Genomic DNA, 18,381 nt, shown 5'->3' on the forward strand with positions numbered 1-18,381 from the left:
TAGTAATGCAAAAACAAGAGCTTCTCAGCTCTTGTTTTTTTGCTCTGCGCTTTTTTTCTGGCAATCGGGACAGAGCCCGTAAATCTCCAGGTGACTTGTGGATGCGACGTAACCGGTCTGCTTTTCGGCCTCCATGCGCATGCGCGCTTCAACCGCACTAAAGTCGGGGTAGAAGACATCCGCAATCTTGCCACAACTAGTACAGATAATGTGAAAGTGAGGCTTGACAAAGTAGTCGTAGTGCAGGGATTCATCGCCATTCTTGATTTCAACCACCACACCGGCTTCAACCAGCTTGTTAAGCGTGTTATAAACGGTTGCGCGGTATGTCGGCTGGCGTTTTCCATCACTGATTGCTTCAAGGATAGTCGCAGCGGTGGGGTGATTGTGGTGTGTCATCAGGTAAGAAAGAATCTTCAATCGGGGTTTTGTGACTTTCAGATGGTGGGTGTGCAGCAAATCTTCGGCTGCATTAAGATAATCTACCACAATGTCATCTCCTTTGCTTAACTATAGTTTAGCATTATTACACAGCAAAAACCGCCCTTTGCAAGGCGGCTTAATTAATCTTTAGATACTATGATACGAATTTGGCATCCTGGCGGTGCTTAATAGCCGGCAGAATCAAGCCTAGTAGAACCAGTACAATTGGAGTGATGATGTTCAAAGCCAACGTATACGGGTCTGACGAATAGATGCCGAGCACGCAGCAGGCGAGGTTGATGGCAAAGCACCAGATGCCTGCGACGTATGCCAGCCCCTGGTGCTTGGTCATCTGGTAGTTGCCCGGCGTGTGGAACTTAGCGTTTTGCTTGCGCAAGGCGATGTAAGCAGCAAACACCCACAGGTAGCGCAGCGGCATCACAATCGAATTGAGCTTGATTAATTGGGCCATAACCGCCTGAGCATCGGGCAGCAGGGCCTGCAGTACGATCAGGCCGCCGGAAAGAACTACGATCATCCAGATGCCGTTAATGTAGGCCCCGTGCTTGTTGACCTTCAGGAGCTTCTTGGGGATGTAATCCTTGGCTTCCTTGCTGCCGAGAAGCATTCTCAGCGGTGCGTCGATGCTGAGCACAAGCGTTGAAAATTGGCCGATAACGTTGCACCAGGCATAGATATACATGAACAGTCCGCCCAGGCCATAGTATTCGCCCAGCCGGTTGAAGGCCATGTAAGGACCATTAGAAATATATTCGTTGAGGTTGTTGTTAACCGCCTTGGTATCGAACATCATTGCGAGGGCGATGGTGCCTAAGATGGCCGATACCATGACCATTGCCGACAATCCGAGCATTGCCTTCGGGAAGTTGCGGGCAGGATCCTTCAGTTTGTTGACGTAAGGCGAAATCTTTTCCGCGCCGCCGACAGCGAAGACCAGAATGGACAGGGAAGTAAAGTACTGCATGTTGAAGTTGGGCACGAAGTTTTTCCAGTGCCAGCCAATGTTCATGAAGCTGGCGTGCGGATTAATTGCCGGTGCGGCAAACATCATGATAATGAACAAAAGCGACATGATAAACATTGATGAGCCGGCGATTGTTGACAGTGTCTTGATGACGGAAACGCCGCGGCTTGCGAGCCAGCAGAAGAAGAGGAAGACGACCAGGGTTGCCAGTTGCGTCCAGGAAGTAGGAATGCTGTCGTACCAGTTGGTGTTGCCGAAGATGCCCCAGGACATGCCCCTTAATCCACCGGTACCCTTGCTTGAAATATAGACAACGTGCACGGCCCAATAGGTCCATCCGGTGTAATAGGCCCACTTGGGTCCCATTGTGGCATTTACCCACGAGGAAACGCCGCCGTTGGACTCCTTGAATACGGAACCAAGTTCACCGACCATGAGTGAATACGGGATGAAGAATAGCAGGAAGATAAGTATCCAGCTGAAGACAACCTGTGTCCCGTTGAAGTACACGAAGCCATTGACAACGTTGCCAAAGCCCCAGACGGTGGAGAAGGCCATTAGCGCCAGGGTCGTCCACACCATCTTTTTTGTTTGTTTCTGTGATTCGATCATATAATCTGTTCTCCCTAAATAAAAAGTGATAACCGCCTAATTATATACCAAACAAGAGTGTAATACTATTATATCTGCGAATTTTAGTACTTACATACAAAACAACTATTGATTCGTCAATATAATAGTGTCAAAATAATTAATATATGAAACTTGAAAGGAAAAAGAGAAAAAGAGGAAAAGTGAAATGAAAAAAGGAGTCAAGTCTAAGTTATTGATTGCCGGTACGGTAATCGCAGCGAGCCTATTCGTGGGATGCAATAATTCTGTGACAAATGCCCAAAGCTACCGCAAGGCGGTCACGAAGATTGCGGGAAGCAAGACGTATCCAATCTATCGGCATGTTTCTAAGCAGGGACCATTCGGCAAATTTACGTCAACTAAGTATTTCAAGCACGCTCAGATTCAATCGAAAAATTCGGTTGCAACTAAGCGGGGCAAGTTCTGGAAGATTATCGTTGACGGCCGCACCGTTGGTTGGGTTAACCAGAACTTCTTTGCGCGCAACCAGATTTCGGTTGCCAAGAAGGTTAGCCTGGCGCAAAATCCGGACTTTTCGTTCAGGACCAAGGATGCCATCAACTACGTGACCGACGGCAGCGGTACCGCCGTCAGTCCAAATAAGGTTAGCGTGTCTAAGTCAAGCATTAACTCGGGCACGCCGGGCGAAACGAAGGTTGACTACAGTTACGGCAAGGCCAAAGCAAGCGTTAGCGTCACCGTTCGCGGAGATAAGAACGAGGGCATTGCGCACGCTGGCATTACGCCTAAAAACGGACCCAAGGCCGTTGCCACCTGGAAGGGCAGCTCGAAGTCATCATCCCGCAACTGGAACGCGGCCCACAATTATACCGCTGAGACCAGGGCAAACGCCTTTCGCGCAAATGGCTTGACCTTGAAGACCAAGCTGTTCCAGCCGCGCTTCGTCAGTTTAGGCTACCACCAGGCAGGCGACCAGATGGGCCAGGTTGGCCCCATCCCAGAAGGCATTACCGTTCATGGTTCCAACTTCACGGTTGCGGAATTCACATCCAGCAGCAGCCAGAATGGCCACTTGGTGTCGTACGACCTGAACCACATTAACAAGTTTAGGGCGCAGAACCTGGCAGACCTTAACTGGTCGACGTTCAAGCGTTATGCTTCGCACATCAAGGTCAGCCCGTACATCAAGCTGGGTCACGGCCAGGCTATCGGTTCGTCGGGCAGCTACATCTACGTCATTGCCAACAACAATACGTCCAGCAACTCCAGTCAGTCCGAAGAAATTCTGCAGATCCGCAAGTCCGACATGAAGATCAACCAGATTTGGAGCTTCAGGATCTGGAACGGCACGTCGTCCGGCCACACCAACCGCTACATTCATAACGCAACGTTCGCCGGTGACAACACCATGTACTGCCTGTTCCACAACGGCGGCAACGGTTACTACGAATACTGGAAGGTCACAAGGTCAGGCGACACCTGGACGCCGGTTGAAGTTGGTGCCACGAGGGGCAACTTCATTAGCAACCATTCACCGGTTCAGGGCTTCACGTACGACCAAAGTCACGGCAACTTCTACATCGGCTTCAACGACTACATCTTCAAGGTCGCTCAAGACGGCACATACAAGAAGACCCACCGCCTGCACGTTAAGCGTGAGATCGAGGGCCTGTCGGCTTCAGGCAGCAAGCTCTACGTTGAATTTGCTCAACGCGGCGAGCTGACTGCGGGCAAGATTAAGTAAAAAATTTATACATGAATTAAGGCAGCTTCAAGCACGGGGCTGCTTTTTTTGTGCTAGATTTTTGCTTAAAGGTGTATCAAGCACCAACTTTCCATTGCTTCTATTTGCTCTTAGTGCAAAAATAATATATACGAATATTGAAAGGAAACGGATTAATGGGGAGAAGATTGAGAAGCAAGCTGCTGATTGTGGGGGCTGCAACCGTAATCGGCTTATTTTTTGCTGGCAGCACTACTTGCGCATATGCAAAAAGCTATCATAAGGCCGTGACCAAGATTGCCGGCACGGGCAATTATGCCATTTACCACCACGTTAAAAAGAAGGGGCCGACGGGCAGGTTTACCTCAACGAAGTATTTTAAACACGCACAGATTCAGTCTAAACAGTGGCGTAAAACCAAAAAGGGCAAGTTTTGGAAAATAATCGTGGACGGGCGTCCCGTGGGCTGGGTTAACCAGAACTTCTTTGTGCGCAACCGCATAGCAGTTGCCAAGAAGGTCAGCCTCGTGCAGAATGCCGATTACTTCTTCAATACGCGGGATGCAATTAATTACGTTGCCAACGCAAGCGGCACTGCCGTCGACGTATCGCGGGTGCGGGTCTCGCACTCGGACATTAACTCCGGCATGCCCGGCAGGACGATTGTTGATTACCGCTACGGCAAGGCCCGGGCGAGCGTCGCCGTGACGGTTCGCGACAATGTTAAGGAAGGCATTGCTCGCGCCCGCAAGAAGCCTATTTGGGGCCCTTTTCCCGTCCCCACGTGGAAGGGGAGCTCGAAGTCCACGTCGCGCAATTGGAATGCCAAGCACCATTTTACCTTTGAAACCCGGCCGAACACGTTTTACGGGGGCGGCCTGACCCTGAAGACCAAGCTCTTTCAGCCCCGGTTCGTTAGCCTTGACTACCACAAGGCAGCGGATCGCATGGGGCAAGTGGGCATCATTCCGCAAGGCATCACGGTTCGCCACTCCACTTTTACCGTTGCGGTGTTCAATTCAAGCCGTGACAAAAAGGGCCACTTGGTTTCTTACGACTTGAAGCGGATCAAGAAGTACAAGGCGCAGAATCTTCCCGGCCTGAAGTGGGGGACGTTTAAAAAATACGCCGCCCACATCAAGGTCAGTCCCTACATTAAATTGGGGCACGGGCAGTCAATCAGTGCAGCGGGCAAGTATATTTACGTCCTTGCCAATGACAACGCCTATAAAAACGCTACAAGGTCTGAGGAAATCCTGCAGATTCGCAAATCGGACCTGTGTGTTAACCAAATCTGGAGCTTTAGGATCTGGAACAAGACCAAAAAGAAGCTGACGGGGCGCTACATCCACAACGCAACGTTTGCCGATGGGCACACCATGTACTGCCTGTTTCATAACGGCAGTCACCACCGCTACGAATACTGGAAGGTGACAAGGACAGGCGACACCTGGACGCCGGTTGAAGTGGGCGCCACGAACAGCGACTTCATCAGCAACCATTCGCCGGTCCAGGGCTTCACCTACGATCCGCGCCACAACCAGTTCTACATTGCCTTCAACGACTACATCTTCAAGGTGGCTCGAGACGGAACCTGCCGAGCCACCTACCCGTTGAACGTGCGGCGCGAAATCGAGGGGCTGTCGGTTGCGGGTGGCAGACTCTACGTTGAATTTGCCCAGCGCGGCGAATTGACGGTCGGCAGGACCACGTAATACTTGGCGGCATTTCTTCATCATAAACGAGCGGCGGCTTTGATTGCGGGCCGCCTTTTATTTAATTGCCGTGCAATGTTTAAGACTTTCTATAAAAGGTATGCAAGACTACAAAAAATATACGGAATCATGTAACATTAGGGCAGTTAAAGAAATAATCAACAATAAGGAGAATGTTTATGCATAAGCGCGATTTTATCAATACTGCTGATTTTTCACGAGCAGAAATGCTGCACTTGGCCCAATTGGGCCTAAAGATCAAGGAGGCCATCGGACACGGCTATTACCCGCCGCTTTTAAAAAACCGGAGTCTGGGTATGATTTTTGAACAGACCTCGACCAGAACGCGGACCTCGGCGGAAACGGCAATGACGGAGCTGGGCGGCCACGCCCTGTACCTGGCACCGGGGCAAATCCAACTGGGAAAAAGCGGCCACGAGAATTTAACCGACACCGGCCGTGTATTGGGCGATTTGGTTGACATCATTGGCATCCGCGCCGACACGCACGAGGAGGTTGTCGCGTTAGCGGAAGCATCGGCGGCGCCCGTCGTCAATTTCTTATGCGACCGGGACCACCCGCTGCAGGCCGTGGGCGATCTGATTACGATTATGGAACACATGCCGGCTGGAAAAGAATTAGATCAGATCAAGCTGGTGTTTGTGGGCGATGCGACCCAGATTGCCGTGTCGATAATGATGCTGTGTGCCATTATGGGGATGCAGTTTATCCAGTATGGTCCCCAAGAAAAATGGATGCCCACAGACAAATTCAGCCAGGCCAAGAAAATTGCGGCTGCAAGTGGCGGGTCAATCACGCTGACGGAGGATGAGGGTGCGCTTGAAGGCGCTGACTTCGTTTATACAGATGTCTGGTACGGTCTATATGACCAGCAGCTGTCCAAAAAAGAGTACATGAAAATCTTTTACCCTAAATATAGGGTAGATGTGGCCATGCTTGAGAAAACAGGCAATCCTAATGTGAAGTTCATGCACTGCCTGCCGGCGAACCGGGGCGAAGAAGTTACCGCTGAGGTCCTGGACGGCAAATATTCGATTGCCTGGCAGCAGGCACCGAATAAGAAGACGGCCATGAGGGCGGTATTTGCCTACCTGCTTGCCCCGACTGTGAAAAAGGCGTCAGCAAAGCGAGCTGCAGGCTACCGAAGTGAGCTGGCTGCGCTGCTGGAAGAAGACGCTGACGAATAGTAAAAAGTCATAGAAAATTTGCGGAAAACAAAAGAGTGGCCGGGTGCGCGCAGCACCTGACCACTCTTTTTAACGTGAAATATTTGATGGGTCCCCTGAGAGTCGAACTCAGATTTTAAGAACCGGAATCTTACGTGCGATCCATTACACTAAGGACCCAAATCAATACGATAAATAGTATAACAGAAAAAAGCGCAAAGTGGAATTGTTTTTTTTTCAAAAAGAGCAAGATGGCGTGCCAGCGTAAAGGCACAAAGGCAAAAATCAAATTGCCCTCTTTTTGCTTGAATATTTTGGGGCGGGTTGTTATACTAGAGGTGTCGATTGAGGGATGAAGATTTACTAGTTGTAATTCTACGTTTCTCTTATATTTTTAGACCTACCGGGACATAAAATGACAAAAGATGGGTCACAAATGTCCCAGCGGAAGGAGCGAAATTATGAACTCGGAATTTCCGGTGCTTGAAGCTCTCGTTCCTGATATCTTAAAAGTTTTTCGGCAAAGATACCTTGTCCTTGAGCAAATCTCGCTTCGCGCACCCGTTGGGCGCAGAAGCATTGCGCAGTCCCTGGGACTTTCTGAACGAAACGTGCGAACGGAAACGGATTATCTCCGTGATTTGGGTTTGATTGAAATCAAGAGTTTTGGCATGTTCATGACGGAAAAGGGCAAGAAGATTTTGCAGAGCGCAGCACCGCTCATTGACCGCTTGTTCAACGCTCGTCAAAGTGAAATTGACCTGGCGCATAAACTGGGCATTGAACGAACGATTATTGTTCCCGGTGATAGCGACCTGCAGGAGATTGTGTACGAGCGCATGGGCGAGGAGCTGAATGCGGCCCTCGACCTGCTTTTGCCCCTGGGGCACTCGATCATCACGGTGCTCGGTGGGGCGGCCCTAGCCAGGTCTGCGCGGAACTTGTCTAAAAATTTAGGTAAAAATCGGCAGCTAGAATTTGTGCCGGGACGCGGTGCCCTGGGTGAAAATGTTGCGATCCAAAGCAACACGATTGTCCAGGAAATGGCGCTGGAGACTGGGGGCAAGTATAAGACACTGTATTTGCCCGAGCAGGTTTCTTCGGCGGCTTACAAGTCGCTTATCCGTGAATCCGCGTTTGCGGACGTGCTTGAGGACATCTCTAAGACGGATGTCGTCATTCATGGCATTGGCCTGGCACACGACATGGCGCGGCGACGGGGGTACGACTCAATTCGGCTCTCCGAACTGCGCGAGAAGAAGGTTGTCACCGAATGTTTTGGGTGTTTTTTCGATGGCAATGGCAAGATTGTCGACCGCGTGCATCAGGTTGGCCTGCAGTTCGAGAATCTCAACAAAATACCCCACATATTTGCCTTTGCTTGCGGCGGCCGCAAGGCCAAAGCGATTAAGGCCTATATGCCTAATGCCCCTCATCAAACCTGGTTAATTACTGATGAGGGTGCCTCAAAGAAGATTTTAAAGGGGATTTAAGGCCCATTTAAAATAATTGATGTTTACAGTTCTAAAATAGTTCTTAAGGAGGACTTTAGAAAATGACAGTTAAAATTGGTATTAACGGCTTTGGCCGTATCGGTCGTTTAGCATTCCGTCGGATCATGGATCTGGGCGAAAAGTCAAAGGATATCGAAGTTGTTGCAATTAACGACTTGACTACCCCAGCAATGCTCGCTCACCTACTCAAGTACGACTCAACTCATGGCACTTTTGACCACGAAGTTTCAGCTACAGACGATTCAATCGTTGTTGACGGCAAGAAGTACCGCGTATACGCTGAACCACAAGCACAAAACATTCCGTGGGTTAAGGAAGACGGCGTTGACTTTGTTCTTGAATGTACTGGCTTCTACACCAGCAAGGCTAAGTCACAAGCTCACCTTGACGCAGGTGCCAAGAGGGTCCTCATTTCAGCTCCTGCCGGCAACGACCTGAAGACCATCGTTTACGGCGTAAACGACAGTACTTTGGACGCAAGCGACAAGATTGTTTCAGCTGGTTCATGTACGACTAACTCATTGGCTCCAATGGTTAACGCTCTGCAAAAAGAATTTGGCATCAAGGTAGCTACTATGACTACTGTTCACGCCTACACTTCAACCCAAATGCTTTTGGATGGACCTGTTCGCGGTGGTAACCTGCGTGCCGCTCGTGCAGCCGCTGTTAACATTATTCCTCACTCAACTGGTGCTGCTAAGGCCATTGGTCTGGTTGTTCCAGAATTGAACGGTAAGGTTAACGGTCACGCACAACGTGTTCCTGTTACTGACGGTTCATTGACTGAATTGGTTTCAATCCTTGACAAGAAGGTTACTGCTGACGAAGTTAACTCAGCAATGAAGAAGTACGAGAGTCCTTCATACGCTTATGTTGACGACGAAATCGTTTCAAGCGACGTTGTTGGTATGACTGCTGGCTCAATCTTTGACCCAACTCAAACGATGGTAACCACTGCCGGCGACAACCAATTGGTTAAGACTGTTGCTTGGTACGACAATGAATACTCATTCACTTGCCAAATGGTTCGTACTTTGTTGAAATTTGCTACTCTTTAATTTAATAAAATTAATTATTAAGCAGTAAAAGAGAAGGCGGAGGGGAAATTCTTCCTTCCGCCTTTTTCTGAAGAGAAAATAATTGAGTTATCGGAGGATATAGATGGCTAAATTAATTGTTTCAGACCTTGACGTCAAGGGTAAAAAAGTTCTGGTGCGGGTCGACTTCAACGTGCCGATCAAGGAAGGCGTGATTGGCGACGACAACAGAATCGTTGCAGCACTGCCAACCATCAAGTACATTATTGAAAACGGCGGCAAGGCAATCTTGCTCAGCCACTTGGGCCGCGTTAAGTCCGACGCCGACAAGCAGGAATTGACCCTTGCGCCGGTTGCAAAGCGCCTGGGCGAACTGCTCAAGAAGCCCGTAACTTTCGTTCCTGAAAATGAGGGCCAGGAAGTTGAAGACGCGATTGATAAGATGCAAGACGGTGACGTTATCGTCCTTGAAAACACCCGTTTCCAGGACATCGACAACGACTTCGGCAAGCGCGAGAGCAAGAACGACCCAACCTTGGGCGCATACTGGGCAGGTTTAGGCGACATGTACGTTAACGATGCCTTCGGGACCGCGCACAGAAGTCACGCCTCTAACGTTGGCATTGCCGAGGCGATGAAGAAGGCGAATAAGCCCGCAGCGGCTGGCTACCTGATGGAAAAGGAAATCAAGTTCTTGGGCGACGCCGTTGCCAACCCGGTTCACCCCTTTGTTACCATCCTGGGCGGCGCCAAGGTTTCCGACAAGATTGACGTTATCACCAACCTGATTCCTAAGTCGGACCATATCCTGATCGGCGGGGGCATGGCATACACCTTCTTAGCTGCTCAGGGTCATGAGATTGGCAAATCATTGTTTGAACCCGACAAGGTTGACTTGGCCAAAAAATTGCTCAAGGATGCTGACGGGAAGATCGTGCTTCCGGTTGATAATCTAGCCGCAACCGAATTTTCAAACGATGCTGCCCGCAAGGTAGTTGGTGATGATATTCCGGAAAACATGATGGGTCTGGACATTGGTCCTAAGACCGTCGAGAAGTTCAAGGAAATCCTGAAGGACGCCAAGACGGTTGTTTGGAACGGACCGATGGGGGCTTTTGAAATGTCCAACTTTGCCGAGGGTACTCTGGAAGTGGGCAAGGCACTGGCTGATCTAACTGATGCTACCACCATCATCGGTGGTGGTGACTCCACTGCTGCGGCCAAGCAATTGGGCATTGCCCCGAGGATTACCCACATCTCAACCGGTGGCGGTGCTTCCTTGCAATACCTCGAAGGCAAGGAATTACCAGGAATTGCCTGCATTTCAGATAAGTAAGTTCTAAGAAAGGACGTTAATCATTATGCGTACACCTATTATTGCTGGAAACTGGAAGCTGAACATGAACCCTGCGCAGACAAGTGAATTTGTTGCTGCGGTCAAGGACAAGCTGCCAAGTTCAAGCAAGGTTGAATCATTAATCTGTGCGCCAGCTGTCGACCTTGATGCCTTAAAGAAGGCTGCTGCTGGTTCAGACTTGCTGGTTGGAGCAGAAAATGCCTACTTCGAGGATGAGGGTGCCTTCACCGGAGAAACCTCACCTAAGGTATTAAAGGAAATGGGCATCAACTACTGCATCATTGGGCACTCCGAGCGCCGGGGCTACTTCCATGAAACGGATGAAGACATTAACAAAAAGGCCAAGGCGCTCTTTGCTAATGGCGTGACGCCAATTATCTGCTGCGGCGAATCGCTGGAAACGCGTGAAGCCAACAAGCAGGAAGAGTGGGTTGTTGGTCAAATCAAGGCTGCTTTGGCAGGATTGTCAAGCGACCAGGTTGCCAAGACCGTGATTGCCTACGAGCCAATCTGGGCCATCGGCACGGGCAAGACGGCCAGTTCTGACCAGGCTCAGGAAATGTGCAAGACCATCCGTGACACGGTCAAGGACCTGTACAACGAGGAAACTGCTGCCAACGTCCGCATCCAGTACGGCGGCTCAGTCAATCCGGGCAACGTCAAGGAATTGATGGCTAAGCCTGATATTGACGGCGGTCTCGTTGGTGGTGCCAGCCTGAAGCCTGATTCATATCTTGCTTTGGTCAACTACCAAGACTAAATTTTAACTGTTATAGTGAATAAGCTCCTGCAAGCTGCAGGGGCTTTTTTGCGTCTTTCCTATAAAAGAACTTGTTATTACAATACAAAAGACTGATAATATATTGAAATATATCTTAAAAAGGGAAGGCAATTATGAAAAAAAGAAAATTACTGACGGTGCTTGCGCTGGCTGCCACGTTGACCACCGCTGCCGGCGCTATAGCTGTTCAACCTACCCAGGTGCACGCGACCAGCAGCAAGATGAGCAAGTATGGCTCAAGTCCTTCGTCTTTCCAAAGTCCTGGCGCGGTGAATGGTACAGCATGAGTGTTTTGCCGCTATACCCAGTCAACTTTCACCGGACCAGCTTCGTGCTGCCGTGGACCAATGAGAATGTAAAGATTGCTACGGTGGGCAGGATGAAGGGCAACAAGAAGTACCTGTGGCAAATGGGTGGCAACTGGTTCAAGCAGAACGGCAAGTACGTTAACCAGTTTATGCGCGGCTCGACGGAAAGGGTCCGCGGACAGAAGTGGATTGTCCTGAGTACGATTGATGAAAAATCACGCAAAGTAGGTTTTACCTATACTGTGAAAACGGAGGTTTTAGACGGCAAGAAGCAGCCGGTGCTCTTTGAAGCAATCCAGGGGACCGGCAAGGTTATCCTCCAGTTCTTCAGGAATAAGGCACTCGCGGACAAGTACGGTCACCAGCAGTTCAAGGACATGACCTACAACCCGAACTATGCTAGTTTTGATGGCGTGTTGCGCTTATAAATATTAAAAGACAAGGGCAATACCTGTGCATAATATAATTATTCATTTATTTATAAATTTATGCTTGCTTTAATCCGTGAATAGTTGATAATTGAAGTTATAATATTTTATTCGGGAGAACATACTATGAAACATGCAAAGATAATCACGCTCCTTGCGGCTGCAGCCGTAACACTATCAGCCGGCAGTGTTGCAGCTAACGCCACGCAGTCGGTTGAAGCTGCCAAGGTCAAAAAAAGCAAGCAGAACAAGTACAGCTTTGCCAAGGCGTACACCCTTCCTAAGTCGTGGCGGGGCAAGTGGTACAGCACCAGCTACATAACGCCCAGCCCGTTGAATATTCATAAGTCGAGTATGGAAACCCCGTGGTCCGGCCAGCACGTCAAGGCGGTCAAAGTGGGCAAGGTCAAGGGCACCAACAAGTACCCGTGGCAGATGTCTAGTGCCTGGAAGCTAAAGAACAGTGACGTGTTTACGAACATGATGCGCATAACCACGAAGAAGATGCGGGGCAATAAGTGGATTGTGGCGAGTGCCGCAGATGAAAAATCAACTGCAATGGGCTTTGCATATACCTTAAAGATGGAAAAGCTAAACGGCAAGAAGCAGCAGGTTCTCTTCGAGGCGCTGACTGATACGGGCGAAGTCACCAACCAGTACTTCCGCTCGCGCGATCTTGCTAAGAAGTACGCTAATACGCACTTCAAGGGCATGACCTACCGCAAGATTAACCCGCGTTAAATAATAAAGTCGCAGCGAGCAATTTCGCTACGGCTTTTTGTGTAGAGAGAATTTTTGTGAGTCAGGAGCATAGTAATGAGACTACTCTTAACCGGTGACAGCATCATTGCGTCCAGCGTAATTTGCCGGTATTACCCGCAGAACGCCATCCTTGTTTCACCGCCGGCGGTGGACGAATCGCGGCAGACCAACCGTACTAACGAGTTGGTCACAACTTACACCGCCAGAATGCAAAAGGTGGCTAAGCAGTATCATTTGCGGTTCATCAACCTTTACCAGGCGATGATTAACCAGGGCGACCTCCGAGCACCTGTGCCGCGGGCAACTTAACGATGGCCTGCACTTCGGGGCGGCGGGATACAAGCTGCTTGTCGATTTGCTGGTAGAAGAACTGGAAAAATAGACCGGAATATTTTTACGTTGTGTAATCTAACTGCCGATTATATTTAAAACTTAATAATCTTTCATCCATTATCCTATCAACCTAAAATACACCTTGAGCGATGCTTTGCGGCACCATTCAGGTGTATTTTGCTTTTCAATAAAAAATTAGAGCTGGACGCTGTACTTGCCGCCAATCGGCGGAAAGGTCGGCAGGCGCAAGGGCGTTGTGTGCCACTGGGTGAAGAGCGTTGTGCATAGCAATATAAAGGGCACGTCCTCCGGGCGCGCGATGTCGCAAGTGAGGACGACGCCGACCTTTTTAACGTCGGTCTTGACCGTGGCCACCTTCTTGAACCCGGCTAAAAATTTATAACTGCCCTTTTTGATGCTGCCGGTAACGATATAGTTCAACCTCGTGATGTAAAAGAGGTTAGTGGCGGGGCTGTTTAAGCGCTTGACCTTGACCAGGGAGTGGTTAACCACATCGATGGTATATGAGGCAATCACACCATTGCCGTCGGCATAAAGGCGCCCAATTTCTTTTTGGTTCACTTGCCTTAGGTAAAGCGTGTGGTTGGGGTTGTCCAAGTTGCCCTGGATGATGTACTGCATCTTGCCCTTTTCATTAGTCACAGGAATCTGCCCGTATTCTCGTTCTTGCGTTAGTTCTAATAAATAGCGCATTTAAGCACCTCCTCATTCGTTTTTGTTCATATCAATAAATTTTTGCAAAATATAGGCTACGCCGTCGTCATTATTAGATTTGGTTTCTACTTGGGCAAGTTCCTTAATCGCGGGCACGGCATTGGCCATCGCTACGCCAGTGCCTGCTGCTTCGATCATGCTGGCGTCGTTTAAGTTGTCGCCAATTGCCGCGATTTCTGACCTCTTAATGCCTTTTTGGCGGGCGTAATCGAGTAGTGCCGGTCCCTTTTGCGCATGGACGTCGTTGATTTCAATGTTGGCCGCTGCGCTCGCGGTCACGGCTACCCCGCCGAGTGCCGCAATCTCTTTTTTAGCCGTGGAAAAGGCCTCAGGACCACGGGCATCAAAGGCAATCATCTTCATAATTTCAAGCTGCGGATCACGCAGCAGCTCGTCGTAGTCCTTGACCGGGGTCATGCTGAGCATGGCATTGCTGCCGGCAGAAGTGGCCACGGCTTTTTTAAAGGGAACGTCAGGGTTAAGGGCCACCAGGGAATGCGCCAGATTGACTACGCGCTGGCTGATGTCATGCGAATAAATGTGGTCCTCCGTCACGATTTCAAAGTAAATGTGATGCCGCTTGAGAATCGCTGCTATTGCCCGCGCCTTTTTGCTTGCGAGCGCGTGCTTGACCTGCAACTGGTCATTTGTATCATAGACCAATGCACCGTTAATGTTAATAAATCCGGTTTTCAGACCGCAGCTTCTGATTATTGCGCGCGACTGTCTGGGGGCCCGGCCCGTTGCTACCAGGAATTCAATCCCGCTTTTCTGGGCTGCCCGGATGGCCGCAACGTTGGCAGCCGATACCGTTATATCGCTGTTGAACAGCGTTCCATCCAAATCGCATGCTACTAATTTAATCAAGGATAAGATAGCTCCTTTCCCTTCAGGTACGATTGTTTTGTTTTTAGTAAAAATTAGGTCATACTGCCCGTCAAAAAAGCATTTAAATCTGGCAGTTTCTTTTCACCTGTAATCAATTTCATGATACCATAAAACTACTGAAAGCGAGGCAGTTCGAATAATGAAAAAGTTTATTGGCAACGACTGGGATGAAGTTTTAGCCCCTGTCTTTAAAAGTCCCGAATACCAGGAATTACGTGCGTTTCTCAAGCATGAGTATGCGTCTAAGCAGATTTTTCCCGATATGTATCATATTTTTACGGCCTTTAAATTAACGCCCTTTGCAAAAACCAAGGTAGTAATCCTGGGGCAAGATCCCTACCACAATCCGGGGCAGGCCACGGGCATGAGCTTTTCGGTAATGCCGGGCATAAGCTTGCCGCCGTCTTTGCAGAACATCTACAAGGAACTGTATGACGATGTGGGCTGCATTCCCGTTAATCACGGCTATTTAAAAAAGTGGGCCGACCAGGGCGTGCTGCTTTTAAACGCGGTCTTGACCGTTCCGTATGGCCATGCAAACGGTCATCAGGGCAAGGGCTGGGAACGGGTGACGGATAGCGCTATTAAGGCGCTGAGTGCGCGGGGCCAGGTTGTCTTTATTCTGTGGGGACGTTACGCCCAGAACAAAATGCCCCTGATCGACCAGGAGCGGAATTTTGTGATCAAGTCGCCTCATCCTAGCCCCTTTTCCGCCGATCGGGGCTTCTTTGGTTCCCGGCCGTTTTCCAAGTGCAATGCCGCGTTAAAAAAATTTAACAAGATCCCGATTGACTGGCAGCTGCCAGAGCATGTCAATCAGACAGATTTAGCTTAGTTAGGAGTAATATGAGCGTTTTTGAGTTATTAAAAGAGCAAGTAAAGAAGTCCGGTTCAAAACTTAGAATCGTTTTTCCCGAGGGGGGCGACGTCAGGGTTTTAGAAGCGGCCGCCAAACTAGCAGAAGAGGGCATTCTCAAACCGTTGTTGCTGGGCGATTCTCAGCAAATCAAGGCAATAGGCAAACGGAACAATCTTAGGCTGGGGGACGTGGCAGTTGGTTTAGACACGCAGTGCCCACCAGACGAAATGGTGCAGGCATTTATCCAGGCCCGGGGGAAAGACATTGCAAAAGCGGACGTACGGGCAATTTTGCGTGAGCCCAATTACTATGGCACGATGATGGTCAAAATGGGCCAGGCGGATGGCATGGTCTCGGGCGCTGCCCATTCAACTGCGGCCACGGTGCGCCCGGCACTACAGCTGATTCATGCTCAGGAAGGAATGCGGCGCGTATCGGGCGGCTTTATCATGGAGCGTGGCGGTAAAAAGTACGTTTTTGCCGATTGTGCAATCAACCTTGAACCCGATAGTCAAACTCTTGCGGAAATTGCCTACCAGTCGGTGCAGACGGCCCGCATGATTGGCATTGAGCCGCGGGTGGCCTTTCTGAGTTTTTCCACCAAGGGCTCGGCCCAGGGCGCGATGGTCGATAAGGTGACGGAAGCTGCCAAATTATTCAAGCAGGCTCACCCCGAGGTTAAGGCCGACGGCGAATTGCAGTTTGATGCGGCCTTCGTTCCGGCCGTTGCCGCCAGCAAGGCGCCGGAGTCGGAAGTAGCGGGACGTGCGAACGTCTTCATTTTCCCGGAATTGCAGTCGGGCAACATTGCCTATAAGATTACGCAGCGGCTGGGCAACTTTACCGCTATCGGGCCAATCTTGCAGGGTCTGGCGCGTCCCGTCAACGACCTCTCGCGCGGTGCCAGTTCTACTGACATCTATAACATGGCGATACTGACCGCCGCCCAGGCACTTGCGGAGGACGCAGCACAATGAAGTTAGACGTTAATTCCCCCTTAGAAATGAAAAAAATCGGCGGGGCGATTGCTGAGACGGCCCAGCCGCACGACCTGCTTCTGCTTAACGGCGACCTGGGAGCCGGCAAGACTACGCTGACCCAGGGCATCGGCCGGGCATTGGGAATCAAACGACCCGTCAAGAGTCCCACCTTCACGATTGTGCGCGAGTATCGTGAGGGACGCCTGCCGGTCTTCCACATGGATTTTTACCGGCTTGGTGATGATGACCTGTCTTCGATTGACCTGCGCGGCTATCTGGATGAGCCCGGCCTGGTCGTGATTGAATGGCCTGAAGTGATTGCGGCGGAACTACCCGCTGATTACTTGGAGATTGTGATCAGGCGGGTTGACGACAGCTGGGATTCGACCAAGCGTGTGCTTGAACTTAATCCGCAGGGGAAGCGCAACGAACGCTGGCTAGATGATATGATGCGTTTATTTAAGAAGTAGCCCCTGCGCTGAACAGGGCAAGTTAGCCGCTCGCTTTGGATAGACAGCGGACTGATTAACTACTAAAATCAAGGCATGTATATATAACTGAGCCCCGAAAGCTGTCTGACTTGAGGGATGCAGTTCACTCTTTAACTATTTTTGATTATTGAGGCATATCAATGAAAAAAACAAAAAACTTACTCATTAACTTGGCAGCGGGACTGCTGGTAGTGGCGTCCGTGGGCGCCACGGCAACCAGTATTAGCCCGGTGCATGCGGCCGCAACGACCCAGCAAAGCCCGAACTCTGAGCAGGGCACGTTAAAGTTGAACCACAAAACCCGCATCTACAACAAGTGGGGCCAAAAGGTGTACTCCTACCGGGGCGGTCGGGGCTTATTCAAGTATGGCAGCACGGTTAAGTATCGGGGCAAGGTGAAGGCAATAACGGATCCGCGAACCAAGCGCTACGCATTTAGGGATGACGACTGGAACTGGTTCTATCTGCCCTACAGGACCATTCGAGGCCAAGAATACTACAACATTGGTCACGGCGGCTACGTTAAGGCGGCCAACGTCAGCAAGGTTGATGGCTGCTACCTGTATACCAACGAGGTAACTTTCAGGGCAAACGCAAAGTACCCAATATTAAGAGCCGTTAACGGCAAGCCCAAGTCTACCGGCAAGGCCATCAACAAGGGTCAAACCGTGACGCTGAACGGCAGAACCTCCGAGTATCCCCTGTATGGCTACTATGAGGATGGTGATGGCGACAGCAGCGACTTTCTGATTAAGGGCAGCAATAAGGAATACATTAGCTTGGACAACGACACGTTTAGGCAAATCTTGCTGCCGTACAGCAACTTTATGCAGGTGCTGGTGACGCAAGACTCCTATATGTATACTGAAAAGGGTGAAAAATTTATTCGCCACGTTCTGCCTAATGAAATCATCCTTGGCAACAATCCTAACAAGCGGGCGGATTATGCACCTCAGGATAAAAAGGGTGAGGTTCTTCAGGTGTACAAGGCGCTTTACATGTGGGCTGGCGATGACCAACGTGTGGAATTGTTCTATCAATTGGATGATTACCAATACGGGGTAAATAAGGTAGCCATATTTATCAAGGCGGCGAACACGAAGTATGTTTATGGCCCGCAGCTAAAGCCGGTTAATGCGGAACAAGATGTAAAAAAGTAGCTGCATGGTTTGCATAGCGAACATGTCGGGCCTAAACTGCTAGAACCCGCTAAATAATTTAACCAAAAAAGAGTCTGGGAAAAAACTAGATCCTTTGACTTAATAAACTAAAGCAGGCAAA

At 49.9% G+C, this 18,381-nt stretch carries 18 protein-coding genes; 14 read left to right on the forward strand and 4 right to left on the reverse strand.

The window, feature by feature from the left end; genetic code table 11:
• Positions 1–24: 24 nt before the first annotated feature.
• Entirely contained in the window at positions 25–489 is a 465-nt protein-coding gene (locus AC2JF6_RS03290) for a Fur family transcriptional regulator (RefSeq protein ID WP_500729341.1), read from the reverse strand.
• A gap of 88 nt (positions 490–577) precedes the next feature.
• Complete coding sequence (locus AC2JF6_RS03295; RefSeq protein WP_500729342.1) at positions 578–2,020, reverse strand: APC family permease; 1,443 nt, start codon at positions 2,018–2,020, stop codon at positions 578–580.
• Positions 2,021–2,207: 187 nt separating this feature from the next.
• On the opposite strand from AC2JF6_RS03295, the gene AC2JF6_RS03300 reads away from it, so the two are divergent.
• From AC2JF6_RS03300 to AC2JF6_RS03345, 10 genes are all read left to right on the forward strand, one after another.
• Entirely contained in the window at positions 2,208–3,746 is a 1,539-nt protein-coding gene (locus AC2JF6_RS03300; protein ID WP_500729343.1) for an LBA0864 family S-layer associated protein, read from the forward strand.
• Between the two features lie 155 nt (positions 3,747–3,901).
• Positions 3,902–5,440 (forward strand): SH3-like domain-containing protein, encoded by a 1,539-nt coding sequence (locus AC2JF6_RS03305; protein ID WP_500729344.1) that lies wholly within the window; start codon positions 3,902–3,904, stop codon positions 5,438–5,440.
• 179 nt (positions 5,441–5,619) lie between these two features.
• Complete coding sequence (gene argF / locus AC2JF6_RS03310) at positions 5,620–6,648, forward strand: ornithine carbamoyltransferase (protein WP_500729345.1); 1,029 nt, start codon at positions 5,620–5,622, stop codon at positions 6,646–6,648.
• Between the two features lie 440 nt (positions 6,649–7,088).
• Complete coding sequence (locus AC2JF6_RS03315; protein WP_500729346.1) at positions 7,089–8,120, forward strand: sugar-binding transcriptional regulator; 1,032 nt, start codon at positions 7,089–7,091, stop codon at positions 8,118–8,120.
• Between the two features lie 62 nt (positions 8,121–8,182).
• Positions 8,183–9,199, forward strand: coding sequence for a type I glyceraldehyde-3-phosphate dehydrogenase (gap, locus tag AC2JF6_RS03320; RefSeq protein WP_500729347.1), 1,017 nt, complete (start codon positions 8,183–8,185; stop codon positions 9,197–9,199).
• 103 nt (positions 9,200–9,302) lie between these two features.
• Positions 9,303–10,514 (forward strand): phosphoglycerate kinase, encoded by a 1,212-nt coding sequence (locus AC2JF6_RS03325; RefSeq protein ID WP_500729348.1) that lies wholly within the window; start codon positions 9,303–9,305, stop codon positions 10,512–10,514.
• Between the two features lie 25 nt (positions 10,515–10,539).
• On the forward strand, positions 10,540–11,295 hold the full coding sequence (gene tpiA / locus AC2JF6_RS03330) for a triose-phosphate isomerase (RefSeq protein ID WP_500729349.1): 756 nt from the start codon (positions 10,540–10,542) through the stop codon (positions 11,293–11,295).
• A 103-nt stretch (positions 11,296–11,398) separates the two neighbouring features.
• The gene (locus AC2JF6_RS03335; RefSeq protein ID WP_500729350.1) at positions 11,399–12,052 is read left to right on the forward strand and encodes a hypothetical protein; all 654 of its coding nucleotides are present in this window, start codon (positions 11,399–11,401) and stop codon (positions 12,050–12,052) included.
• Positions 12,053–12,178: 126 nt separating this feature from the next.
• Positions 12,179–12,793, forward strand: a complete 615-nt coding sequence (locus AC2JF6_RS03340) for a hypothetical protein (protein ID WP_500729351.1) — start codon at positions 12,179–12,181, stop codon at positions 12,791–12,793.
• A gap of 75 nt (positions 12,794–12,868) precedes the next feature.
• Positions 12,869–13,123: a hypothetical protein gene (locus tag AC2JF6_RS03345; RefSeq protein ID WP_500729352.1), complete on the forward strand. Its 255-nt coding sequence runs from the start codon at positions 12,869–12,871 to the stop codon at positions 13,121–13,123.
• A gap of 219 nt (positions 13,124–13,342) precedes the next feature.
• Here the strand turns inward: AC2JF6_RS03345 and AC2JF6_RS03350 are convergent, their stop codons facing one another.
• Positions 13,343–13,861, reverse strand: coding sequence for an LURP-one-related/scramblase family protein (locus AC2JF6_RS03350; RefSeq protein WP_500729353.1), 519 nt, complete (start codon positions 13,859–13,861; stop codon positions 13,343–13,345).
• A 12-nt stretch (positions 13,862–13,873) separates the two neighbouring features.
• Positions 13,874–14,749, reverse strand: coding sequence for a Cof-type HAD-IIB family hydrolase (locus tag AC2JF6_RS03355; protein ID WP_500729354.1), 876 nt, complete (start codon positions 14,747–14,749; stop codon positions 13,874–13,876).
• A 160-nt stretch (positions 14,750–14,909) separates the two neighbouring features.
• Between AC2JF6_RS03355 and AC2JF6_RS03360 the strand changes: the two genes are divergently transcribed.
• The 4 genes from AC2JF6_RS03360 (at position 14,910) to AC2JF6_RS03375 (ending at position 18,260) form a co-directional block, all read left to right on the forward strand.
• A complete protein-coding gene (locus AC2JF6_RS03360; protein ID WP_500729355.1) occupies positions 14,910–15,605 on the forward strand; it encodes a uracil-DNA glycosylase in 696 nt (231 codons plus the stop codon).
• Between the two features lie 11 nt (positions 15,606–15,616).
• Complete coding sequence (pta, locus tag AC2JF6_RS03365) at positions 15,617–16,606, forward strand: phosphate acetyltransferase (RefSeq protein WP_500729356.1); 990 nt, start codon at positions 15,617–15,619, stop codon at positions 16,604–16,606.
• Positions 16,603–17,079, forward strand: a complete 477-nt coding sequence (gene tsaE, locus AC2JF6_RS03370) for a tRNA (adenosine(37)-N6)-threonylcarbamoyltransferase complex ATPase subunit type 1 TsaE (protein ID WP_500729357.1) — start codon at positions 16,603–16,605, stop codon at positions 17,077–17,079. The genes pta and tsaE overlap by 4 nt, the downstream gene beginning before the upstream one ends.
• A 161-nt stretch (positions 17,080–17,240) precedes the next feature.
• Positions 17,241–18,260 carry an SLAP domain-containing protein gene (locus AC2JF6_RS03375; protein WP_500729358.1) on the forward strand — a complete coding sequence of 340 codons (1,020 nt, stop codon included), beginning with the start codon at positions 17,241–17,243 and terminating at the stop codon, positions 18,258–18,260.
• Positions 18,261–18,381 lie beyond the last annotated feature (121 nt).

Source organism: Lactobacillus sp. XV13L, from assembly GCF_059900875.1.